Source organism: Pseudomonas sp. KH_027 (assembly GCF_057838565.1).
In genome coordinates, this window is the sequence record NZ_CM174470.1 from 2,542,394 (window position 1) to 2,567,147 (window position 24,754).

General features: G+C 60.7%; 9 protein-coding genes. 4 read left to right on the forward strand and 5 right to left on the reverse strand.

From position 1 onward, the window contains the following. Positions 1-23 precede the first annotated feature (23 nt). Genes AC3IYG_RS12035 through AC3IYG_RS12045 form a run of 3 tightly spaced genes read right to left on the reverse strand, consistent with a single transcriptional unit; the run spans position 24 to position 3,200 of the window. Positions 24-1,433 (reverse strand): NAD(P)/FAD-dependent oxidoreductase, encoded by a 1,410-nt coding sequence (locus AC3IYG_RS12035; RefSeq protein ID WP_489308660.1) that lies wholly within the window; start codon positions 1,431-1,433, stop codon positions 24-26. Positions 1,434-1,483: 50 nt separating this feature from the next. After that, complete coding sequence (locus AC3IYG_RS12040) at positions 1,484-2,338, reverse strand: helix-turn-helix domain-containing protein (protein WP_489308662.1); 855 nt, start codon at positions 2,336-2,338, stop codon at positions 1,484-1,486. Positions 2,339-2,369: 31 nt separating this feature from the next. Beyond that, the gene (locus tag AC3IYG_RS12045) at positions 2,370-3,200 is read right to left on the reverse strand and encodes an undecaprenyl-diphosphate phosphatase (RefSeq protein WP_489308664.1); all 831 of its coding nucleotides are present in this window, start codon (positions 3,198-3,200) and stop codon (positions 2,370-2,372) included. Positions 3,201-3,473: 273 nt separating this feature from the next. Between AC3IYG_RS12045 and AC3IYG_RS12050 the strand changes: the two genes are divergently transcribed. The 4 genes from AC3IYG_RS12050 to AC3IYG_RS12065 all read left to right on the forward strand — a co-directional run bounded on the left by AC3IYG_RS12050 (position 3,474) and on the right by AC3IYG_RS12065 (position 6,971). Then, positions 3,474-5,108 carry a methyl-accepting chemotaxis protein gene (locus tag AC3IYG_RS12050; RefSeq protein WP_489308666.1) on the forward strand — a complete coding sequence of 545 codons (1,635 nt, stop codon included), beginning with the start codon at positions 3,474-3,476 and terminating at the stop codon, positions 5,106-5,108. Positions 5,109-5,115: 7 nt separating this feature from the next. Continuing rightward, on the forward strand, positions 5,116-5,730 hold the full coding sequence (locus AC3IYG_RS12055; RefSeq protein ID WP_489308668.1) for a hypothetical protein: 615 nt from the start codon (positions 5,116-5,118) through the stop codon (positions 5,728-5,730). Between the two features lie 147 nt (positions 5,731-5,877). Continuing rightward, positions 5,878-6,444 (forward strand): nicotinamide riboside transporter PnuC, encoded by a 567-nt coding sequence (gene pnuC / locus AC3IYG_RS12060; RefSeq protein WP_489308670.1) that lies wholly within the window; start codon positions 5,878-5,880, stop codon positions 6,442-6,444. After that, complete coding sequence (locus tag AC3IYG_RS12065; RefSeq protein ID WP_489308672.1) at positions 6,441-6,971, forward strand: AAA family ATPase; 531 nt, start codon at positions 6,441-6,443, stop codon at positions 6,969-6,971. The genes pnuC and AC3IYG_RS12065 overlap by 4 nt, the downstream gene beginning before the upstream one ends. 94 nt (positions 6,972-7,065) lie before the next feature. On the opposite strand, the gene AC3IYG_RS12070 is transcribed toward AC3IYG_RS12065, so the two are convergent. Both AC3IYG_RS12070 and AC3IYG_RS12075 read right to left on the reverse strand, forming a co-directional pair. After that, positions 7,066-12,786: a peroxidase family protein gene (locus AC3IYG_RS12070; RefSeq protein ID WP_489308674.1), complete on the reverse strand. Its 5,721-nt coding sequence runs from the start codon at positions 12,784-12,786 to the stop codon at positions 7,066-7,068. 894 nt (positions 12,787-13,680) lie between these two features. Further along, entirely contained in the window at positions 13,681-24,144 is a 10,464-nt protein-coding gene (locus AC3IYG_RS12075; protein WP_489308676.1) for a peroxidase family protein, read from the reverse strand. Between the last annotated feature and the right edge of the window lie 610 nt (positions 24,145-24,754).

Below are 24,754 nucleotides of genomic sequence, written 5' to 3' on the forward strand. Positions count from 1 at the left end.
GCCAGTCAGTAACTGGCGCGGATTTAGCGCATGAAACCTTCCATGAAGTCCGCCAGGCGGCTGGCGAGTTGGCGTCTCCAAGCAGGGTTGTGCGGGTTGGCGAGTACCTGATCCTCATGCACGAAACTGCGGATGATCGCGTTGTAGCCCAACCAGCGGCAGGGTTCGGGCTCCCAGGCTTTCAGTGATTGGGCGATGGCGCCGCCGTCGATCACCCAGGGCTGCTGGGTGAGCGCGCTGTCCTGGCCGAGAATCAGGTCCGCCAGGGTGCGGCCGCCGAGGTTGCTGGCGCCCACGCCCTCCCCGCCATAACCACCGGACAGGGCAATGCCGTTCTTGCGATCACAGAGCATGTGCGGGTGAAAGCGCCGTGACATGCCCAGGTTGCCGCCCCAGGAATGGGTGATCTCGACCTCTTTCAACTGCGGGAAAAGTTCGCCGAACAGGTAACGGCGCAGACCGATTTCATCCTCGCCAAGATTGAAGTCATGGCGCAGTTTGCCGCCGAATTGATAGCCGCCGCGGGCGCCGAACACCAGCCGGTCGTCGGCGCTGCGCTGGCCGTAGGTAACCTGGCGGCTGCTTTCGCTGAAAGCCTGGCCGCGCTCCAGACCGATCTCGGCCCAGGTGCTGGCGGGCAATGGCGCGGTCGCCACCAGCAGACTTTGCACCGGCAATTGGTAGCGGCCCAGGGGTGGCAAGGTGACCGAGTAACCCTCCACCGCCGGCACCACCCAGTGGGCGCGCACTTCGCCGTGTTCGGTACGGATCGAGCCCGGCTGCCAGTCGATGACGCGGCTTTTTTCAAACAACTGCACGCCCATGCGCTCGACAGTACGCGCCAGGCCGCGCACCAGCTTGGCCGGCTGGATGGTCGCGCAGTGCGGGGTGTGGATCGCCCCGAACGAATTGGCGATGCGCAGTTGCTCGCTCAGTTGCGCCGGGCTCAGCCAGCGATAATCCGCTTCGCTCAGGCCCTGGCTGTAGAGCTGCTGCAAGTGTTGGCGCAGGCTGGCTTCCTGCTCCGGGTAACGCGCGGCGCAGTACAGCACCCCGGCTTTACGGTAGTCACAGTCGATACCTTCGCGGGCGAGTACCACCGCGACTTCGTCGGGAATGCCGTGCAGCAGGTCGTAGGCCGCTTGCCGCTGCGCGCTGGGCAGGCCGGCGAGCAGGCCATCTTCGCCGAGCATATTGCCCATCAGCCAGCCACCGTTGCGCCCGGAGGCACCAAAGCCGGCGGTCTCGGCTTCGACGATGACAATGCGCAAGGTGGGCGCCTGACGCTTGAGGTAGTAGGCGGTCCACAGCCCGGTATAGCCCGCGCCGATGATCGCTACGTCAGCTTCAAGTGCGCCGCCCAGAGCCGGGCGAGCAACAAGCTGATCATCGAGCTGATCCATCCACAGGCTGATGTTGCGCCAGGCCGTCATTCGGAAACTCCAGTGTTGGACTGTATTCCGAAAGAGACTAATGGCTCAGCTCAGGGCTTGTCTTGCGCGCGTGCCCGCAAAGAAATCTGCTCATCGGCGCTGAGCTTCAAATAGGCCTTGGGCGACAGCCCGGTGTGCTGGCGAAAGCAGTTGTAGAAGGCTGACAGCGAATTGAAACCCGCGGCGAAGGCCAGCTCGTCGATGCGCAACGGTAGCGTTGCCGTCTCCAGCGCGGCCAGCAAATGCTGCAGACGCGCCTGGTTCACGTAGCGGTAGAAGCTCTGCCCGAGCACCTGGTTGAGCAGGTAGGAAATCTGGTTGCGGCTGTAGCCACTGTGGGTCGCCACCTGCTGCAGGTTCAGTTCCGGGTCGAGATAGGGTTGATGAGCGGCGAAGTACTGCTGCAGGTCTTGCGCCAGGAAGCCCAGCTGCCGCGCCGAGAGGCCCAGACGGCTGGTGGCCGGGCGACGGTCGGCGGCAACGTCGGGCGCGCGTTTTTCATGCACCAGGGAGGCGTACTCGTTGACCCGCCAGATCAGCCCGTCGCGCACCGTCAGCGCCTCGCTGGTACGGAACGACACCAGGCCTTCGCCGCCACGCAAGGTGATCCGGTACTGGATAAAGGCCGTGTCGCCATCCAGGCGAATCCGGTCGCTGTGTTCCAGCGCCTCGTCCGGGCCACGGGGCATGGTCAGGCGCACGTAATCGCGCAACTCATGCAGGTGCATCACCCGATTCTGGAAGAAGTCGTTGTATTCGACCTCCGGGTGATAGAGCGCCATCACCCCGTCGAGATCCCGGTGCTTCCAGCAGTAGTGGTAACGCAGCACGGTTTCGCGGGTAATCGGTGTCTGCTCCGGGCTGTCGAAGCGCTCGGTGGGCGAAACGGGGAGTTGATTACCCATGGACGGCCTCCATTCGTTCAATACCGCTGGATCAATGCTGCGCCGTGCTCCAGTCGATCAGGCCCAACTGCCAGGTGGCCAGAATCAACAGGCCGAAGCCGATGCGATACCAGGCGAACAGCGCATAACTGTGACTGGCAATGAATTTCAACAGCCCGCGCACCGCCAGCATGGCAAAGATAAAGGAGGTGACGAAACCAATGGCGAAGACCGGCAGGTCGCTGTACTGAAACAAATCCCGGTACTTGTAGCCGGAATACACCGCCGCACCGACCATGGTCGGCATCGCCAGGAAAAAGGAGAACTCGGTGGCGGTTTTGCGCGACAGGCCGAACAGCAGGCCGCCAATGATGGTGGCGCCGGAACGCGAGGTGCCGGGAATCATCGCCAGGCATTGGGCGCAGCCGACCTTGAGGGCGTCCTTCCAGGTCATCTCATCGACGCTTTCGGCATGCACCTGGTGCTGGCGGCGCTCTGCCCACAACATGATCACGCCACCCACTACCAGCGCGCTCGCCACGGTGATGGGGTTGAACAGGTAGTGGTGAATCAGATCGGCGAAGGCCACGCCAAGGATCACGGCAGGCAGGAAAGCGATCAGCAGGTTGCTGGTGAAGCGTTGCGCCTGCGGTTCTGTCGGCAGGCCGATGACCACATCGAGGATCTTGCGCCGGTATTCCCACACCACCGCCAGGATCGCACCGAGCTGGATGATGATGTTGAAGGCCATCGCCCGCTCACCCGCGAAATTCAGCAAATCCGCGACTATGATCTGGTGACCGGTACTGGAAATCGGCAAGAATTCGGTGAGCCCCTCGACGATACCCAGAATAAACGCCTGCGCGGCGCTCCAAACATCCATGCAATCCCCCATGATGCGATGGCAGGCATCGCGAACAAATCTATTTGGTTATCGTGCGGCGTGGCGAACGCGAGGCTCGCGAGCAACAAATCGGGCGCCAAAACGGAACTTCAAACCAGCAGGCGCTCAGGTTTGCCGCTTGGGCGCCGAAATGCTAACAGACATCCCGAGTAAGCGCTGCTGCCAATAAGGCCACTGGCGCGCCCTGCCTGGTTAGACCAACATTCGTGCGGATGCATACAGCTAAACAATAAGATCCAGGAGTGCCGGTCCATGAACAGCCTACGCAACGTGCCCATCAGCCGCCGACTGTGGCTGATCCTCGCCGTCGCCATACTGATGCTGATCAGCCTCGGCGCGCTGATGTTGCGGCAGGTCAATACCGACCTGTACGCCGGCAAGGTGCAGAAAACCCAGCATGTGGTGCAAAGCGTCGCGGGCGTTCTCGAGTACTACCAGGGCCTGGAAAGCGCCGGTACGCTGCCCCGCGAGCAGGCGCAGAAGCAGGCCATGGCGCTGATCCGTGGCCTGCGCTACGACCAGGGTGATTATTTCTGGATCAACGATCTGGGTCCGAAGATGATCATGCACCCGACCAATCCCAAGCTGGACGGCCAGGATCTCTCCAGCCTGAAGGACCCGGACGGCAAGTTCCTGTTCAATGAAATGGTGAAAATAGCCAAAGCCAAAGGCGCCGGCATGGTCGACTACCGCTGGCCCAAGCCCGGCGCCAGCCAGCCGGTACCCAAAGTCTCCTACGTCGAGCTGTTCCAGCCCTGGGGTTGGGTCATAGGTTCGGGCATCTATATCGACGACATGCAGGCCGAGTTCCGCGCCCAGGCCTGGCGCACCTGTGGCATCGTCCTGAGCATCGCCATTCTGATGACCTTGCTGGTCATGCTGATCGCCCGCAGCATCGCCAGCCCGCTGCAGGACGCCGTCAATGCGATGGCCAACATCGCCAGCGGCGAAGGCGACCTGACCCTCAGCCTGGACACTCAGGGCCGCGATGAACTGACCGCGCTGGCCAACCACTTCAACGACTTCACCGCCAAATTGCGGCGAGTGATCGGCCAACTGCTCGAAGCCGCCGGCGCCCTGGACCGATCCGCCGACTCCCTTGGCGGGATTGCCAACAAGGCCCAGCAAGACAGCCAGCAGCAATCGCAACAGATGGAACTGGTCGCCACGGCGATCAACCAGGTTACCTATGGCGTGCAGGATGTGGCGAAAAACGCCGAGCATGCCTCCAGCGAAGTGCGCGTTGCCGAAGGCCAGGCCAAGCAGGGCCAGCAGAACATCGACAGCAGCGTGCAGCAGATCGGCCTGCTCTCCGGCACCATCGACCAGGCCGTGGAGGTGATCCGCACCCTGGCCCAGGAAAGCACGCAGATTGGTGGCGTGCTGGAAGTGATTCGCTCCATCGCCGAACAGACCAACCTACTGGCGCTGAATGCCGCCATCGAAGCCGCCCGTGCCGGCGAGCAGGGCCGTGGCTTTGCCGTGGTGGCCGATGAAGTGCGGCTGCTGGCCCAGCGCACGCAGAAATCCACTGCCGAAATCCAGGTCATGATCGAACGCCTGCAAACCAATTCCGAAGCGGCGGTCAAGGTGATCAACGAAAGCAGCCGCGCCTCCCAGCTCACCGTCGAGCAGGCGCGCCAGGCGGGCGAAAGTCTGAACCTGATCGGTCAGTCACTGCGCAACCTGACGGGCTTGAATGCCTCGATCGCCAGTGCCACCCTGCAACAGTCGCATGTCGTAGAGGATATCAATCAGAATGTCACCCAGGCCGCCAGCCTGGCCCACAACAATGCGCTGGCGGCGGAACAGTCGAGCGGTGCCAGCCAACACCTGAATCAGTTGGCTGAACAGTTGAACCGCTTGTTAGGACAATTCCGCGTATGAGGGATACATGAACAGCATGGAGCACCAAGAAGTCGATCTCACCCAGCCGCAGAATCAGGACCTGGTGTGGGATATGGCAAGCATGGCCCGCCGCGAACTGGCCGAGCGCTTCATCCGGCTGTTCGAGAACCGTCTGTGTGTGTACTCCGAGTCCGTGCGCCAGCTCTATACCAACTACACCCTGCACTTCCCCACCGACCAGGGCCGCAAGATGGTGGTGCTGCCCAATGCCTACGCGTTCCACGACACCTTGCATGGTATCGAGGCCAACGCCGTGCGCAAAACCGGGCTATGCGTACTGCCGGGTGTGGTGCTGGGCAAGCCCGGGCTGTTGCTGAGCACTGAAATCATAGAAGGTGGGCCTGCGCCTAAAACCATGGCGTTCAAGCCCGCCCTGGCGCAGATCATCAGCAGCCAGAAGAAGATCGGCGATGTCTTCCTGCCGATCATGATGAAGGGCGATCTGCGCGAGTTCGACCAGCAGATGCCCTATATCCACCTGCACCGCCTGCAGGTGAACAAACTCACCCACCTCTCCTCCTTCGAACGCGACGACATCCATCAGACCATCACCCGCAAGCTGCTGATGCTCTATCGCCAAGCCGACAGCCTGGTGTGCTAATGCGTTGACCCGTGTTTCACCGGGCGCAGTCCAAACGCATCAATCCCTCGCCCTGCTCGCATAAGGCCGTCATCGGCCGAAGTCGTTACAATCGCCCTTCGTTTTTTATCCGTACACGGGCTCGGTGCCCGCTGCCGAGGGCCGTCAATGTCTGTGCTGGAACTCTTCGCCGCCACGCTTGGCGTCATCGCCGTCGGGCTCACCGTGAAACAGAACCCCTGGTGCTGGCCGATCGGCTTGCTGATGGTATTGATCTACAGTTGGATTTTCTTCGAGGTGAAGCTGTATTCCGACATGCTGCTGCACGTTGTCTACGCCGCGCTGCAACTGTACGGCTGGTGGCAGTGGACGCGTGGCGGTCCGCTGCAGCATGGCCGCCTGGTCAGTCGCCTGAGTTCTACCGGCCTGTTGCTCAGCCTGCTGATCGGCAGCCTCGGCAGCCTTGCCCTGGGCTATCCGATGGCCCATTACACCGATGCCGCGGCACCCTGGATGGATGCCGCGCTGACGGCCTTCAGCCTGGTCGCCCAGGTCTGGATGGCGCAAAAGCGGCTGGAATGCTGGCCGCTGTGGATCGTACTGGACGTACTGTTTGTTGGCTTATTCCTCTCCAAGGTGCTGTATCTGACCGCCGCGCTGTACGCCGTATTCACCCTGATCGCAGTGCAAGGCTGGCGTGACTGGCGGCGCGATCCGGCGCTGGTCAACGCATGAAAGTCCTGGTGCTGACCGGCCCGGAATCCAGCGGCAAAAGTGAGTTGGCCAAAGACATCCAGGGCGCTTTCGGTGGCCAGGTGGTAGGCGAATACGTTCGCCTCTTTATCGAGCGCGAAGGCCGCGATACCTGTTACGCCGATATCCCCGCCATCGCCCGCGGCCAACTCGCCTGGGAAGACGCCGCACGCGCCGAACGCCCGGCCTTGCTGATTCTCGACACGCACCTGCTCAGCAACCTGCTCTGGAGCCGCGCGCTGTTTGACGACTGCCCGGACTGGCTCGAATCTGAGTTGCTGGCGCGCCGCTATGACCTGCATCTACTGCTCGACCCTGCCGGCATACCCTGGGTCGACGATGGCCAGCGTTGCCAACCCGCGCTGCACCAGCGTGTGCAATTTCATCATGACTGCCGCGAATGGCTGGAACATCACCAGCAGCCCTATCGCAACATCGAGGGCGACTGGCCGCAACGGCGCGAGCGAACCTTGGCGCTTGTGAGCAGCTGGTTCAATTCAGGCATGTGATAAAAGCGCCCTTCTCGAAATAAAAATGGCGGTGCATGGCCTTTCAGGCACACACCGCCATTGCTTTCAGCTCAGCGTTGTTACAACGACATCCTTATACCGCCAGACCGAAGTCGGTTTGAGTCACGGTAGTGGCATCGGCGATCCCTACCAGGCGGATCGACCCCGCACCGACCGTCACCAAGGTGTCCGCACCAACATCGGCGATGGTCACGTTGGCGGCAAAGGTCGCGGCGGTAATGCCCAACGCGGCAATGTTTAGCACATCCTGACCACCCGCCGGGTTGGCGTCGAACCCCTGGATCAGGTCGCTGCCAAAGCCGGCAGCGAACATGAAGGTATCGTTGCCCAAGTCGCCGATCAGCACATCATTGCCCGTGCCACCGACCAGGGTGTCGTTACCAGCCCCCCCATTGAGGTTGTCGTTGCCGGCTCCGCCGTTGAGCGTGTCGTTACCCGCATTACTCCGGATCAGGTTGTTCAAGGCGTTACCGGTACCGCTGAAGTTGCCCAGCGCCGGGCCATACACCAGGCTCTCGACGTTGGCACCCAGGGTGTAACTCGCCAGATAAGCCCAGACCGTGTCGCTGCCCTCGCCCGCCAACTCGGTCACCTGATCGCCGGCCTCGGTGACTTCATAGGTGTCGCCACCGACGCCGCCGAACATGTTGTCGTTGCCGGTACCACCGATCAGCACATCATTGCCGACGTCACCATTCAGAGTGTCATTACCGGCACCACCGTTGAGCATGTCGGTACCGGCGCCTCCGTTAAGTGTGTCGTTACCGCCCAAACCACTGAGCGTGTCGTTGCCGGCATTACTCCGAATCAGATTATTCAAGGCGTTACCAGTACCACTGAAGTTGCCCAGCGCCGGGCCATACACCAGGCTCTCGACGTTGGCACCCAGGGTGTAACTCGCCAGATAGCTCCAAACGGTGTCGATACCTTCACCTGCCACCTCGATCACCTGATCGCCGGCTTCGGTGACTTCATAGGTGTCGTTACCCGCACCACCCGCCATGATGTCGTTGCCAGTACCGCCGATCAGTACATCATTGCCCAGGCCACCGACCAGCGTGTCGAGACCGGCGCCGCCGTTGAGCATGTCGTTGTCGGCACCACCATCCAGGCTATCGTTGCCAGCCAAGCCACTGAGCGTGTCGTTGCCACCCTGACCCGTGATCACGTCGTTGCCAGCCGTGCCAACGATCACATCATCGCCAGCGGTACCAGCGAATGGATTGGCCGCCAGCGCCACTGTCGCAGCGCTGAAGACCGATTCGAGAGTGTTGCCATTGTCGGTGTAGCGCACAACGACGCGCAGCTGTTGACCGACTTGTGCCGCGGTCGGAGTAAAGGTCGCAGCCGTCGCCCCGGCGATGTCCCCGAAGTTCGTGCCGCTGCCTGCTTGCCACTGATAGCTGAAGACCACGCCAGCGGTTCCATCGGCGTCGGTGAAGGCCTGTGTCGCGGTCAGCAGCTGGTCGGCGGTCGGGGTGGTATCGCTGATCAGCACGCTACCGACTGGGGCATCGTTGACATTGACGACCGCCGCAGTCGGCTCGGAGATGAGGCTCTCGAAACTTCCGAAGTTGTCGCTGAACAACGTCATCACCCGCAGTGCCTGACCAACCTGCGCATCGCCCGGCTGGAAGCTCGTGCCGGTGCCGACATCGCTCCACACATCGGGGGCCGTCTCGGCCTGCCAGATAAACTGCAATGTCGTGAAGTCGATGCCGTCGGGATCGGCGATGGTGCCCAATGTCACCGTCAGCAACTGATCCTCGGTTGGCGTCGTATCGCTTATCACCGACGCCCCCGTGGCGGCCCGATTGATCACGACGGTCTGGTCGGCGAACTGCAACCGCTCGATGTTTCTCAGCGTATCGATCCCCTCGTCGGCGGCGAGCCCAAGGCCGCCGGCGTTGGGATTGTCGTCGGTTACGGTGAAGCTACCGTCACCGTTTTCGACGATGGTGTAGTCGGCAAAATCCCCCAAGTACACGGCCGTATCGAGGTCACTGTTCTGGGCGCCATTCGTCACGATCTCCCGAACGATGCTGAGCTGGCCGGGATTGATTTGGCCGGAAAGCATGCGATCTCTGATCTCGTTCATGCTATCGACCGTGAACGCGGCATTGTTCGGGCCCGCCGCGACGGCGATGCGCACGTTCAACCAGGCATCGCCATCGATCAGATCGTTGCCGGCCTTGCCGGTCATCTTGTCGCTGCCGGCACCACCGATGAGGATGTCGGCACCGGCGCTGGGGTCAAAGGCAACGGCATTGGGGTCGGCATCGGCCGGCACCCCGAGCAGTTCCTGCAAGCCGTTGATCAGGGACACATTCTTCTGCAAGAGCGCACTGTCCAACGGGCCGCCGCCGATTACGCCCCCGCCACCGTCTACCACTCCGGCTGCACCAACGGGAACGTTGGTGCCTATCAAGACGTCATTGAACCGCCACCCCGACAACCCCTCGACCGAGTCGAAACGGTCACGCAGGATCAGTTCTGGCTGGGTCGTGAAAATGGGGATGCCCAGGTCGGAATTGGCCCCCACGGAGTCGCCTTTGTGGATCGCCCAGTCGAAACCCAGCATGCCGTTATTGCGCTGAATGCCTGGACCCTGAACCATGATGTCGTCACCGGACTCGCCATCGTAGTCGGTGTCATTGCCCTGACCATTGAGTACGTCATGGCCGATGATCGGACTGTTGAAGAACAACTCGGAGTTCTCCCCGGACAAGGAGTCGAACCCCTCCCCGCCTTCGATCCAGTCATTGCCTTCGTTGCCCAGCAACGCATCCTGCCCGCTGCCCCCGAGGACAAAGTCATCGCCGCGCCCGGCAAACACTTCCTGCGGGTCGGCACCGACGATGATGAAGTCATTGCCGCCGCCGCCGAAGCTCAGGTCGTTACCCATGCCGGAAGAGATAACGTCATTGCCTTCATCGCCATGCAGGAAGTCGGCGCCGCCCACCGGGGTTCCGGTGTCGGTGATGATGTCGTCACCATCGCCACCGTGCACCTGGTCAGCTTCATCGCCACCATCCAGGCGGTCGTTGCCTGCATCCCCCCACAACGAGTCGATGCCTTTGCCGCCCAACAGCGTGTCATTGCCTGCGGTGCCGCCCAGTACCACATGATCCGCACCTGAGTACTTGAGGTAGCCACCGTCGGCTTTACCGTCGCCGTCCACGTCGGCACCCGGCGCATGCCGGATCACCAGGGGGTTGAGTGCGTTGAGGATCGGGTTGTCGCCGACAGGGTCTGCACCGATTTGTTTGCTCTGGTCGATTTCCAGGATGTAGTTCGCCGTGCCGAAGAGCAGGCTGGGCAGATGCGATGAACCCTCCGCCCCCAGGTCGGAATTACGCATGACCATCGCGGCAAAGGTGTTCGCCTCCAGCTCATTGAGCATATTGGTGCCCTGGGTACGGCTGAGGTAGTAGAAGCGATCGCCATTTTGCAGGTTTTGCATCTGCATCTCGAACACGAAGTTGAAGGTCGAGCCCAGCATGCCGCCGAACTCATTCTTCGCTTCGGCCAGCCCACCGATCCAGAAATCGACCGTGTTCAAACCGGTCTCGCTATTCGCCCAGGAGCCGGTATGGTTGAGGAAATCGACCCGATCCGCCGGGGCGATTTCATTCGGGTCAATAACGCCGCTGCCATCGAGATCAAAATCGCCCATCACCAGCAGGGTCGCGGCAATACGCTTGCCCGCCAAGGTGGTTTCCGCGGTGATGCTGTCGTGGGTGCCATAGGCGGCGATGAAGTTGATGATCGACGCCGGGTTTTTCAGATGCGGCGCAAAGTCGGCCCAACTGCTGTACGGCTTGAGTTGGCTGTCACCGGTCATGGCAAAGAACTGCGCACGGGCCTCATTGAACGTCGCCATACCCGTCTCGCGCGCGCGCGCCATGTTCAACGTGGCCAGGTCCAGGGGCAGACCCACCAGGTTGTTGCGCAATGCCTCGGTGACGAATTCATCGATCTCGTTGCCGACCTGGCGGGTCATGCCGCGCACGATGGAGCCGACGGCGGCATCCAACGACAGTGCACCGTCCTGATCGAACTCGAGCGGGTTGAGGAAGGCCTGGATCAGGCCGACATCATTGGCCTGCATGTCGATATCGATCCGCGATACCGTTTCGGTGAGCATCGAGTGCCCGAAGCGATAAACCACATGGGCGAACTCGGCAAAGATGGCCGGGTCGATGTCGGCACTGTTGGAAAATACGAATGGATCGATTGCCGGCTGCACCGCCCGGGCGAACTCTTCGAAGACCAAATGCTGATACTGCATTTCGGTGACGAAGCGGCCGGCCTGGAACAGGCGTTCACCGTCCCAGTTCAGCGCGGCGATGCCCTCTGCGGTCGTCGGTACCGAGGCCAGATCCGGCAGGTCGGTCAGCAGCCATTCATTGATAAACGTCAGATCGCCGCTCTCGAGGATGGTGTTTTTGTAATCCTCGACCAGGCGATTGTGCTCGGAATGGAAGATGGTATGGACAGTGGTCAGGCCGATGTTCTCGTTACCACGACCGTCGCCAGTGATGAAGTGCCGGTCGAGCAATTCGTTGTCGTAGGTACCCGCCGCCTGGGGAAGCACGGGCGAGTTGTTCGGACCTACCGGCAGCGTCGGATCGTAGTCCGGGTTAGGCAGTGAACCGACGGTATCATCACTGTCGGCGACCAACCCCGCAGCCGGCGCCGCACCATGGGCAATGTCGTTGAGGAACGCATGCCCGGTGTGAAATGCATCCGCAGGGATGTCGATGCCAAGCCCGCCATTGGCGCTCGGGTCGCCCTCAACCAGCCCCGTAGCCGTAACGATCTGAACAAAGCCATTCTCGCCACGGATGAACTCCCCATAGCGATCGGTGGCGAGCAGCGGCACGTCATGCACGTCCATGTCGGTCAAGCGGATACCGAGCAGGCTCGACGCCTGCGCCTTGACCTCGCCCCAGTTGCCAGTGCCATGGGCGCCATCCAGCAGGTGGCCGGTTGACACGGGCTTGCCATCCACCATCACGTACTCGCGCAGGAACACCTGGTGCGAAGGATGCGAGGTATAGGTCTGGTTCTGGTCGATGAAAGGCGTGGTGGTGTTGATGCTTTCATGGGTGGTGTCATCGGCCGTACCGAGAATGCCATCCACCCCGGGGCCGGCAACCTGGGTGGCGCGCGTCAGCACCATGAAGTTGGTCGGGCTGCCCTCGACATACAGTGGATCATCCGGCTGCAGGGGCACGAAGACGATGCCATTACCCCCCTTGGTGACCAGATCGAGGCCATGATCGAAGAACTGACCGAAAAAGGTCATCCAACCATTGAACGCCGGCGACAACCCGATATCGGGCGAAAGGTTTGGAATGAACAAGCTGCCGTTGGGCGACGAAACCACGGGATTGCCGAGCGCCGCCGCGACATCCTCGGCGGCAATCACGGCAGCCGGGTTGCTCGCCGTCTGATCGACGATCAGGTTGCTGATGATCCGCGGCTGGGAATCGATAACCGTGCCAGCGCTGTCATAGCTGGTGCCCGCTTCAGCATCCTGGAAGTTCGCTGGGGTCAGCCGCGGCATGATGTTGTCGGCAGCGCCCAACAGCTCCTGCCCTGGCAGCAAGCTGTTCCAGGAGCCATCGACCGTGCGCAAGCCAAACGGTAGCAGTGGGCTGCCCACCAGCTCTGCCAATCCGGCTATGGAGCCATCAGGGGTGGTGCTTGCCTCTGCAATCTTGATCTGTTTCAGAATGAATTCGAGGTCGAGTTGGGTGACGGTGAAGTTATATTGGGGGGTAGCCATGTTGGTCGCTCCACGATGTGATGTTTCCCCAGAGCCGACAAAAAAAGGCATGAGTCAGCCCGGCACAGGCACAACTGCGCATTGACATAAATTTCTAATAATGGGTAAGGCAAGACTGCCCAGCGGCAGCACCTGAATCGCTTGTGCTCATCGGCACTCAACGCTGGGTAGGTCTTCCTGCAATGCCGGCACAGCCGACCGGCGTTGCCGCTTGCTTACAGAGGTGGCCCATGAAATTGGGCCGAGGACGCGCTCTTCAGGAATCTCGGAGCGGTGGACGTGATGTTCATGCTGTCTCCATTACCACTGTGTGTACTGGGACTTTCGCGCCTTCTCTGGCACCTCAACAAGCACGCCAGCTTCCACACGTGCTCTTACTTAAGTTCCGCACAAACACAGTGTCAATGAAACGACTAATTTCCATATTATAAATTTTTACTTTAATAAGATGATGATAAGTAATGTTTTATTTTTTCAAACTTGCAGATTTCCAGACCAAAGTCTAATCGCAAACAAATATTTCAAAATGTTTCACCGCTCTCTCATCTGTATCCAAAGCCTCCGAATGAGCAAAACAAGAGACTATCGAGTGGCTAGGTTGTCGGGAAAAGACAGGCGCCGATGAGTGTTGCGAGCCACTCAGCGCGAGCGCTCGACACGCTTGACGTTACCGCTTTCGAGGGCGTGACAAGGCTGACAGGGAGGTTTGGCTTACACAGAGGCCTCCTCGCGAATGCAGGGACCCCACAGAGCACAACGAGCAGCACAGACGGGTAATTCGATCGTGATCAACGTGTTGCAACAGCCGGCTCAGGCATAGCCCAAAAAAAAGGTGTGTGGCATCAGCCACACACCTTTAGTTGCTTTCAGCTCAGCGTTGGTGCGGCGGTCTCCTTATACCGCCAGGCCAAAGTCGGTTTGAGTCACGGTAGTGGCATCGGCGATCCCCACCAGGCGGATCGACCCCGCACCGACCGTCACCAAGGTGTCCGCACCAACATCGGCGACGGTCACGTTGGCGGCAAAGGTCGCGGCGGTAATGCCCAACGCGGCAATGTTGAGTACATCCTGCCCACCGGCCGGATCGGCGTCGAAACCCTGGATCAGGTCGTTGCCAAAGCCGGCAGCGAACATGAAGGTATCGTTGCCCAGGCCACCGATCAGCACATCATTGCCTGCGCCACCGGCCAGGGTGTCGTTACCAGCACCACCGTCGAGCGTGTCATTGCCGGCATTACTCCGAATCAGGTTGTTCAAGCCGTTACCGGTACCGGTGAAGTTGCCCAACGCCGGGCCATACACCAGGCTTTCGACGTTGGCACCCAGGGTGTAACTCGCCAGATAAGCCCAGACCGTATCGCTCCCTTCCCCTGCCAACTCGGTCACCTGATCACCCGCCTCGGTGACTTCATAGGTATCGCCACCGACGCCGCCGAACATGTTGTCGTTGTCGGCACCACCGATCATCACATCATTACCTGCGCCAGCATTCAGGGTGTCGTTACCGGCACCACCGTTGAGCATGTCGGTACCGGCGCCCCCGTTAAGTGTGTCGGTACCGGCGCCTCCGTTAAGTGTGTCGTTACCGCCCAAACCATTGAGCGTGTCGTTGCCGGCATTACTCCTAATCAGGTTGTTCAAGGCGTTACCAGTACCGGTGAAGTTGCCCAACGCCGGGCCATACACCAGGCTCTCGACGTTGGCACCCAGGGTGTAACTCGCCAGATAAGCCCAGACCGTGTCGCTGCCCTCGCCTGCCAGCTCGGTCACCTGATCGCCGGCCTCGGTGACTTCATAGGTGTCGCCACCGACACCGCCGAACATGTTGTCGTTGCCGGTACCGCCGATCATCACATCATTACCCGCCCCTGCATTCAGGGTGTCGTTACCGGCACCACCGTTGAGCATGTCGGTACCGGCACCGCCGTTAAGCGTGTCGTTGCCGCCCAAGCCACTGAGCGTGTCGTTGCCGCCACCCGACAGAATCAGGTTGTTCAAGCCATTACCGGTACCGCTGAAGTTGCCCAACGCCGGGCCATACACCAGGCTCTCGACGTTGGCACCCAGGGTGTAACTCGCCAGATAAGCCCAGACCGTGTCGCTCCCTTCCCCTGCCAACTCGGTCACCTGATCACCCGCCTCGGTGACTTCATAGGTGTCACTGCCGGCGCCGCCGAACATAATGTCGTTGCCTGAACCGCCGATCAGTACATCATTACCCAGGCCACCGACCAGCGTGTCGAGATCGGCGCCGCCGTTGAGCATGTCGTTGTCGGCACCACCATCCAGGCTATCGTTGCCAGCCAAGCCACTGAGCGTGTCGTTGCCACCCAGGCCCGTGATCACGTCGTTGCCAGCCGTGCCAACGATCACATCATCGCCAGCGGTACCGGCGAATGGATTGGCCGCCAGCGCCACTGTCGCAGCGCTGAAGACCGACTCGAGGGTGTTGCCATTGTCGGTGTAGCGCACAACGACGCGCAGCTGTTGACCGACTTGTGCCGCGGTCGGAGTAAAGGTCGCAGCCGTCGCCCCGGCGATGTCCCCGAAGTTCGTGCCGCTGCCTGCTTGCCACTGATAGCTGAAGACCACGCCAGCGGTTCCATCGGCGTCGGTGAAGGCCTGTGTCGCAGTCAGCAGCTGGTCGGCGGTCGGGGTGGTATCGCTGATCAGCACCGTACCGACCGGCAGGTCGTTCAGGTTGCCGCCCACGGTGATTGCTGTGGTCGGCGCTGAGGTCGCGGTTTCAAGCACACCGTTGGCATCCTTGTAGATCGCCTTGACGCGGATCGCCAATCCATCGAGATCCGGGGTCACCGTGAAGCTCGTGCCCTCAACGCGCTGGTCGCCCAACACTGCGGCCACGAGAATGTCTTCAAAGATGCCGCTACCGGGAACATTCTCAACCTGCCAGTAGTACGAGACTGGCCCTGTGACTGCGCCTGCCAGATTGGCTGCGCTGACGTTATTCCCATCGTTCAGGGCGGCAGCCGACACGGTCAGCAATTGGCCGACTTGCGGCGAGCCATCGCTGATCCTCAGCACACCCGCCGGTTCCGCATTCAAACCGTCGACGAGAACCAACGATTGGTCGTTGAACTGCAGCCGCTCGACATTGATGAGGGTGTCGGTTCCATCCCTGCCCTCGACAGTGTCGGTGACGGTGTAGGTCGTAAAGTCATCGGCCGTACCGGCGGTGCCATTGTCGTTAAATATCTCTGTGACTTGGTACTCACTGAGAAGCCCTGAGTACGCGGCAGTGTCGAAGTTGAAGGCGCCATTCCCAGCCTGCATCTCACGAACGATGACCAGTTGGCCGGGGTTGATGGTTCCCGCAAACACAGCCGACACGAGAGTGAGATCTGCCGGCGTGCCTGCCAATGCCCCAGACTTGTTCTGCAGAACCCCGGTCATTCTGTCGACGGTGCCGATCTCGGCGCCCGATCCGTCACGTACGCTGATGCGCACGTTCATCCAGCTGTCGCCGTCGATGAGGTCGTCGCCGCCATGGCCTTCGACAAGGTCGCTGCCATTGCCGGCCAGGATGATGTTACCTGCTCCGAACGAGGTGACGACCGGTACTGCAGCTGTCCCGATCATGTTATTGAGGAAGTTCTGCAGGCCATTGACGAGTTCGATGTTGGTCAGCACGCTGCCCGTGAAACCGGAAGCGGCAATCGCGACCGCATCGTTATCATCGCCCTGCAGGATATCGCTGAACGCCGATCCCGACAGCCCCTCCATCGACTCGTACCGCGCGCGGACCGAACCGATCGACGGCAGCACCGGTGTTTCATCGAAGGCGCGCAGGCGCATGTCGACGTCCGCACCCGCTGGATCATCCTTGAAAATCGCCCAGTCGAAACCGGAGCCACCAACGTAGCGGTCTACCGGGCCACCATTGCCGGCCATGAAGTCGTCGCCGCCTTCGCCATCCATTCGGTCAGATGCGGCCGAGCCCATGAAGACGTCGTGGCCGACTATTGCGTCCTGCCCGCGAGAATCGAAGTTTTCACCGGCACTGCCATCGGCCATGCCGTTCTCGATCCAGTCATCGCCTTCGTTGCCGAACACCATTTCGTTGGCGCGAATGCCCAGGATGAAGTCGTTGCCCGTACCGCCGAAGGATTCCGACTCGTCCTCACCGGTGACGATGAAGTCGTTGCCGAAGCCGCCGAGGATCAGGTTGATACCGTTACCGCCCTGGATGGCGTCGTTGCCTTCGCCACCCTGGAGGTTATCGTCGCCGCCATTGTCCGTGATGATGTCGTCGCCGTAGCCGCCGAGGATCATGTCGTTACCGGCACCACCCTCAAGGCGGTCGTTGCCGGCGTCGCCATAGAGGGTATCGTCGCCCTCGCTGGAGATGATGATGTCGTTGCCGTCGGTGCCACCGAGGACGACATGCTGGTCGCCGCTATAGCTCAGGTAGTTCGTATCGGTGCCCGGCGTCAACGGATTATTGCGATTCACCAGCGGAGCGAGAGCCGAGCCGCCCAGCGGATCTTCATTGGGAGTAGCAATGTCGTCGGCGCCTTCATTAACCAAGAGGGTAGCGGGATCGTCACCCAGTATGCCGTCCAGGCCCGGGTTATTGACAACGTCCGGGTTAAACTGCCTGGTCTGGTCGACTTCAAGGATAAAGCCCGGGGTCGAGAACACATCGCCAGGCAGACGTGTGACATCGGTGTTGGCCATGATCAATTTGGCGAACGAGTTGTTCTCCAGCTCGGTGAGGAAGTTCAGCCCGGCGGTGCGCTCCAGGTAGTAGAAGCGGTCGCCGTTCTGCAGTCTCTCCATCTGGCTCTCGAACACGAAATTGAAGGTCGAACCGAGCAGGCCGCCGAAGGGCATCTGCCGCTCGGCCAGGCCACCGACCCAGAGGTCGATGTCATCGACGCCAGTAGTGGTCACGCCGTTCGCCAGGTTGGCATAGATGCCTGTGCCGTGAAGGAAGGCCAGGCGGTCCGCGGTATCGGCGACGAATGTTCTCTCGGTGCCCCCCACGCCCCCTGCGTTGATCACCGCACTGCCGCCGAGCACCAAGGCAACGGCTACTGCGCGTTTCTCCGCCATCGTGTTGACATCGAGGGCCGTGAGTTCGGCATGGGTGCCATAGGCCGCGATGAAATTGACCACCGAGGACTCGTGCTTCAGGTTGGCCGCCAGATCGGCCCAGCTCGAGTAAGGCGTGAGCTGGTTGTCACCGGTGGAGTTGTAGAACTCCCTGCGCGCTGCGTTGAGCGACGGAACGCCGGTATCGCGGCCACGCGCCAGGTTGATGGTCGGCAGATCGAGCGGCAGCCCCAGGAGGTTGTTGCGCAACGCCTCGGTGACGAACTCATCGATCTCGTTGCCGACCTGCCGGGTCATGCCGCGCACGATAGCCCCGGCCGCCTGATCGGCGGTCAAAGTGCCATCCAGATCGAACGCGACCGGGTTGAGGAAGGCCTCGATCAAGCCGATATCACTCGACACGAAGTTCGGATCGAGACGATCCACGGTCTCGGTCAGCATCGAGTGACCGAAGCGGTACACGACATGCGCGAACTCGGCGACGATCGCCGGGTTGATCGTCGAGTCGTAGCCTTGACCTTCGGCCAGGAACACGTCGACTTGCGGCTGGACTTTACGCGCGAACTCCTCGAACACCAGGTGCTGGTACTGCATCTCGGTGCTGAAACGCGCAGCCTGGAACAGCCGCTCGCCATTCCACGAGCCGTCGGGCAATTGCCACTGGGCGATGAAGGCCGGGTCGTTGCTGGCCAGAACCACCTGTTTGGTGTGCTCGACCATCCGGTTGTGCTCGGAGTGGAAGACGTGGTGCACGGTGGTCAGGCCGATGTTTTCGTTGCCGCGCCCATCGCCGGTGATGAAGTGGCGATCGAGCAGCTCGTTGTCGTACTCCAGCCGTGCCCCAGTAACCGGGTCAACCGCCACCGCGTTACCGACATCAGTGTCGGCATCGGCGGTCAGCAGCGCTCCGGCCGAGTTGCGCGGGTTGGCGTTGTGCGCGATGTCATCGAGGAAGGCGTGGTTGGTGCGCACCACATTCGCGGGCACCGCCAGACCGCCAGCCTGCCCTTCTACAAGACCTGTCGCGGTTACGAACTGTGCGAAGCCGTTAGGACCGGGAATGAACTTGCCGTAGGCATCGGTCTCCAGCATCGGCACGTTGGTAACGTCCGCGTCGGTGAGCGTGATACCGAGCATCAAGGCTTGCGCCTTGACATTAGCCCAGGTCGGCAAACCGCCATTGGCACCGTCGAGCATCTGGCCGGTCGAGACCGGATCACCGACAGCGTTGAGTGCATACTCGCGCAGGAACACCTGATGCGAGGCGTGCGCGGTGTAGGTCTGGTTCTGGTCGACGAACGGCGTGGTTTGGTTGTTGTGCAGGTGGACGTCGTCGGATGTCCCCAGAATAAGATCCGCACCGGCATGCACCAAGGTATTGGTGGCCCGCGTCAGGATCATGAAGTTGGTCGGGCTGCCCTCCACATAGAGCGGATCGTCAGGTTGCAGCGGGATATAGACCGTGCCGTTGCCGCCCTTGTTGACGAGGTCGAGGCCATGGTCGAAGAACTGACCGAACAGCGTGAACCAGCTGTTGAACCCCGCCGACAGGCCCTCGTCCGGCGCCGTATTGGGAATAAACAGCGGCTGACCGGCAGGGATGGCGACACCGTTGAGATCCAGCAGGACACCGTTAACGTCCAGCGTGCCCAGCCCCGCGGCGACATAGGCTTCCACGGCCACCGGGTTGGTGATCGTCTGGTCGACGATCAGGTTACTGATGATGCGTGGGTCGGCATCGACGACGCTAACGGTAGAGGCGTAGTTGGTATTGGTATTAACCGGCGCCGGCCCCCCTGGGCCGTCAGGATCGAAGCTATCGCCGTCCTGATCATTGCGGAAATCCTGATCCAGCAGCGACGGGAAGGGTTGGTCCGCCGCGCCGAAGTTGGTCTGCCCCTGCACCAGGTTGTTGAATGTCCCATCGACCGTACGCAAACCGAACGGCAGCCGTGAGTTGCCGATAATGTCGAGCATATCCTCACCGGCCGCATTCCTTTCCGCGATGATGATTTGGTCGAGAATGAACTGCAGGTCGCCTCGGATCAGGTGCAAACCGTTACCCGGGCTGACGACCGGGCTCTCGGCCGGAATGACCGGAGCGGGCGCAACGGCGATGACGCCGTCAACCGCAGCGGTCGGCGTCGAGTACACGTTCTCCAGCACACCGCCGCCGTCCTTGTAGATAGCCCTAACGCGCAGCGCCAGCCCATCGAGATCGGCCGTCACGCGGAAGGTCGTACCGCTGGCTGTCGCCGGGTTGTTGGCGCCGAGCGCCAGGATATCTTCGAAGATGCCCGAGCCGGCGATCCGTTCGACCTGCCAGATGTAACTGAACCGGCTGTCGATTCCGTCGCCATCGTTGATGCCCGCCGACGACACGGTCAACACTTGGTTCACCGCCGGCGTGCTGTCGCTGATGGTCAGCGATCCCAGCGGCTCGCTATTGAGCCCGGGCGCCAAAACCACCGCCTCATCGGCGAACTGCAGGCGTTCAATGCTGTTCAGACGGTCGACCCCATCGATACCCGCATTCAGGTGGGTAACGGTGGTCACGCCATTGCCGTCGGTGACGATGCTGTAGTTGTCACGGATATCAGAGAACATCGCCGTGTCGAAGTCGTCGGCCGCTATGTTGATCTCACGGATGATGCTGAGCTGGCTCGGGTTGATTTCGCCCGAGAGCATATAGGGCACCAGCTCAACCAGACTGGCAGCACTGGTGATAGTCGGGTGACCCGATACGCCGATCCGCACATTCAAGAAGCGGTCGCCGTCGATCAGGTCATTGCCGCCGCGGCCCTCGATGATGTCACTGCCGCCGCCACCGAGAATGATGTTGCCTTCGCCGAACGACGTCACAGTCCCACCCAACACTTGGTTGAGGAATGCCTGCAGGCCGTCGATCATAGCGATGCCGCTCGTATTGAGCGCACCGTTTTGTGGCCCCGCAACGTTGATATCGAGAGCCTCGGCATCATCACCGCGCAGCACGTCACTGAACCCCGACCCCGTCAGACCTTCCACCTCGGCGAACCGATCGAGGATGCCTTGGTTGGATGGCGCCACGGGCGGCTCAATGAAGTCGTTGACGAGCAGGTCACCGGTTACACCGAACGGATCGTTCTGATAGCTGGCCCAGTCGAAACCGCCGCCGCCACTGAAGTGGTCCTCGCCGTCGGACATGACCATGATGTCGTTGCCGTTTTCACCCTCGGCTTCGTCAAACCCACCACCGGTAATGAATACGTCGTGGCCGAGGATCATGCTGTCCTCTTCCGGGTCGAAGTTGTCGCCGGCGGCGCCATCCGAGGTGCCGATCTCGATCCAGTCGTCGCCTTCGTTACCGAGGGTTTGCAAGTTCGTTTGAGCACCGAGGATGAAGTCGTTGCCCTGGCCACCGAAGGTCTCCGAAACGTCCTCGCCAGTAACGATGAAGTCGCTGCCATCGCCACCGAGGATCAGGTTGAAGCCGTTGCCGGCATGGATAACGTCGTTGCCGGCATTGCCTTTGAGGACGTCGTCGCCACCCAGGTCGGTGATGATGTCGTCGCCGTCACCGCCTTCGACGTTGTCGACACCGTCGCCACCTTCAAGCCGGTCGTTGCCGCCGTCGCCCCAGAGGGTGTCGTCGCCGATGCTGGCAATCAGGGTGTCATTCCCAGCGGTGCCACCGAGCACCACATGGTCCACACCGGTGTAGCGCAGGTAGTTGGTTTCGACGGCGGCTGTGGCGGGGTTGTCCCGAATCACCAGCGGCAGCAGAGCGGTGCCGCCGAGCGGGTCGGAATTGAAGGCAATGCCGTCCGCCCCCACGTCATCGTCGCCAGTCCCCTGGGCGCCGTCCGGGCCTGGTTCGTTCAGGCCGGTGAACTGTAGCGCCGGGTTGACTTCGAGGATAAAGGCCGGAGTCGAGAAGATGTCAGCCGGCAAGTGGGTCGTGTTGGTGTTTTGCATCACCAGTTTGGCGAACGAGTTGTTCTCCATCTCGGTGAGGAAGTTCATCCCGGCGAGGCGGGACAGGTAGTAGAAGCGGTCGCCGTTTTGCAGCGCCTCCATCTGCGTCTCGAAAACGAAGTTGAAGCTCGAGCCGAGCAGGCCGCCGAACGGCATCTGTTTCTCGGCCAGGCCGCCGACCCAGAAGTCGATGGCATCGACGCCGGTGATGGTCACGCCATTGGCCAGGTTGGCATAGGTACCTGTGCTGTTGAGGAAGTCGAGACGGTCGATCGGTGCGCCGGCGCCGCCAAACACGATGGCAAAAGCCACCGCGCGCTTGCCCGCCAGCGTCGTCTCAGCGGTAATGTCGGCGTGCGTGCCATAGGCGGCGATGAAGTTGATCAGCGATTCCTGGTGCTTCAGGTTCTGCATCAGGTCGACCCAACTGATGTAAGGCTTCAGTTGGCTGTCGGAGGTCATTTCATAGAATTCACGGCGCGCCGCATTCAAGGACGGAATGCCGGTATCGCGACCGCGGGCAATATTGAGGGCCGGCAAATCGAGCGGCAGCCCCAGCAAGCTATTGCGCAGCACGGGGGTAACGAACTCATCGATCTCATTGCCCAGTTGCCGGGTCAGGCCACGCACCAGAGCGCCTGCGGCTTCATCGGCGGTGAGGCCGCCGGGCGCAAACGCGAGCGGGTTGAGGAACGCCTCGAGCAGGCCGATTTCGCTCGACACAAAATTAGGGTCCAGTCGGTCGACCGTCTCGGTCAGCATCGAGTGGCCGAAGCGATAGACCGTGTGCGCGAACTCGGCGACGATCGACGGATCGATCGAGGTATCGAAACCATCGGGCGCCAGGAAGGCATCAACCATTGGTTGGACTTTACGCGCGAACTCCTCGAACACCAGATGCTGATACTGCATCTCGGTGCCGAATTTCGCCGCCTGGAACAGCCGTTCGCCATTCCACACCAGCGTCGACAGATCAGCGGGAAGCGCGGTAACAGCCACTGACAACCACTGGTTGAGGAACGCTATGTCGCCCGCTGCCGCCGCCTCCAGGATCACACCCTTGGTCTGGTCGACCAGGCGATTGTGTTCGGAGTGGAAGACATGGTGAACGGCCGTCAGGGCGATGTTTTCGTTCACCCGACCATCGCCAGCGATGAAGTGCGCATCGAGCAATTCGTTGTCGTAAGTGCCCGGCTCGGACAAGCCTATGACGCCGTCAGCGTCAGCATTCAGAGGCGCACCGGTCTGTGCGTTCAGCGGGTTGGCTTCATGGGCGATGTCGAGAAGGAATGCGTGATTGGTGCGAATCCCGATAGACGCATCCACTGGCGTCAGCAGATTGCCTTCGACAAGGCCGCTCGCGGTCACGATCTGCGGTAAACCGTTAAGGCCTGGAATGAAGTTGCCATAGGCGTCGGTGGCCAACAGTGGCAGGTCCAGGGCATCGAGATCGTCGAGGATGATACCGAGCAGATCGCGGGCCTGGGCTTTCACATCGCCCCAGGTCGCCATCCCGTCGCCTGCACCGGTAATCAAGCGTCCCGTCGCGACCGGATCACCGGCGGCGTTCAGGACATACTCGCGCAGAAATACCTGGTGCGAAGGGTGTGAGGTGTAAGTCTGGTTCTGATCGACGAATGGGGTCGTCAGGTTGGTGTGCTCATGCACATCATCCGCGGTGCCCAGAATGCCGTCGTCGCCAGGCTGGTTGGTGGCCCGCGTCAACACCATAAAGTTCAGCGCGCCTGGGGCGGTACTGAACAGCGGGTCATCCGGCTGCAGCGGAATGAATACCGTGCCGCCACCCTTCTGCACAAGATCGAGCCCATGGTCGAAAAACTGACCGAAGAAGGTGAACCAGGCGTTGAAGCCGGCCGACAAACCTGCATCCGGCGCGGTATTGGGGATAAACAGCGGCTGGCCGGCAGGGATAGGAACACCGTCAAGATCCAGCAGGACGCCGTTGACGTCCAGGGTACCCAGCCCGGCGTCGACGAAAGCCTGCACCGCCGCCGGGTTGGTGATCGTCTGGTCGACGATCAGGTTGGAAATCACCCGTGGCTGCCCATCAACCACCGTGCCAGTGGTCTGCTCGTACCCTGGAAGGAATACCGGATCGAGCACACGTGGAAAGACGGTGTCCGCTGCACCCAGAAAAGTCTGGTTTGGAGCCAGGTGATTGAGCGATCCATCGACCGTGCGCAAACCAAGGGGAACCAGTGAATTCGGAAGCAAATCCGTCATGCTCGCACCGCCGGCATTAGCCTCTGCGATAAAGATTTGCTGGAGGATGAAATCGAGATCGGACTTGATGAAATTGGCCATGGCTGTTTCCTCAATGCTCTGAATCTGGAAACCACATGCTTTTTAAGTAGGTCTGCAAACACGTGGTTTGGTGTTGACTCAATGAAAAATTGAACTGCAGGACTTGGTATCGCGGCCATGACGAGTCCTTTACCGATCGCAGGCGATCGGCAGTGCTCGACTCCGGGGAATTCAGTCCCTTAACAACTCCACACCGATTGGCTCGGTGATGTTGCTCAGGTCATAGGTGGCCCATGAAACTCGGGGGCTAAGACGGGTTTGGGGAAAAGCACCCTCACTTTTTGCAAGTGTGCGGCGGTACTCATGATGTTCTCCCTAGCAAGGGACGTTGATACCCATGGCAGCGCCCCTAGTCAGCTCTGCTCACAATATCAACCGTTGCCCTGAATTAGACTTAAGTCGCATCAATGATGAGTGTCAAGCAACCGTCAATCTCAACGACAAGCGGCACAGACACAGATAACTTACTGTTCTACAACAGATAAAAATTTACCTTAAGAACAACGAATCGAAAAAGTGACAAGCTTTTTCACCAGATCCGTCAACCTCACCTACTCTGGTGTTGAAAGCAGCTAGGGCGGTTGTGATCAGAACATGATCCTTGAGGATC

Excerpts from the sequence above, each read along its gene's own strand:
- AC3IYG_RS12045 (WP_489308664.1), bottom strand. The coding sequence starts at position 3,200 with ATGGATGTTTGGAGCGCCGCGCAGGCGTTTATTCTGGGTATCGTCGAG.
- pnuC (WP_489308670.1), top strand. The coding sequence starts at position 5,878 with ATGTCTGTGCTGGAACTCTTCGCCGCCACGCTTGGCGTCATCGCCGTC.
- AC3IYG_RS12040 (WP_489308662.1), bottom strand. The coding sequence starts at position 2,338 with ATGGGTAATCAACTCCCCGTTTCGCCCACCGAGCGCTTCGACAGCCCG.
- AC3IYG_RS12050 (WP_489308666.1), top strand. The coding sequence starts at position 3,474 with ATGAACAGCCTACGCAACGTGCCCATCAGCCGCCGACTGTGGCTGATC.
- AC3IYG_RS12035 (WP_489308660.1), bottom strand. The coding sequence starts at position 1,433 with ATGACGGCCTGGCGCAACATCAGCCTGTGGATGGATCAGCTCGATGAT.
- AC3IYG_RS12065 (WP_489308672.1), top strand. The coding sequence starts at position 6,441 with ATGAAAGTCCTGGTGCTGACCGGCCCGGAATCCAGCGGCAAAAGTGAG.
- AC3IYG_RS12055 (WP_489308668.1), top strand. The coding sequence starts at position 5,116 with ATGAACAGCATGGAGCACCAAGAAGTCGATCTCACCCAGCCGCAGAAT.
- AC3IYG_RS12075 (WP_489308676.1), bottom strand. The coding sequence starts at position 24,144 with ATGGCCAATTTCATCAAGTCCGATCTCGATTTCATCCTCCAGCAAATC.
- AC3IYG_RS12070 (WP_489308674.1), bottom strand. The coding sequence starts at position 12,786 with ATGGCTACCCCCCAATATAACTTCACCGTCACCCAACTCGACCTCGAA.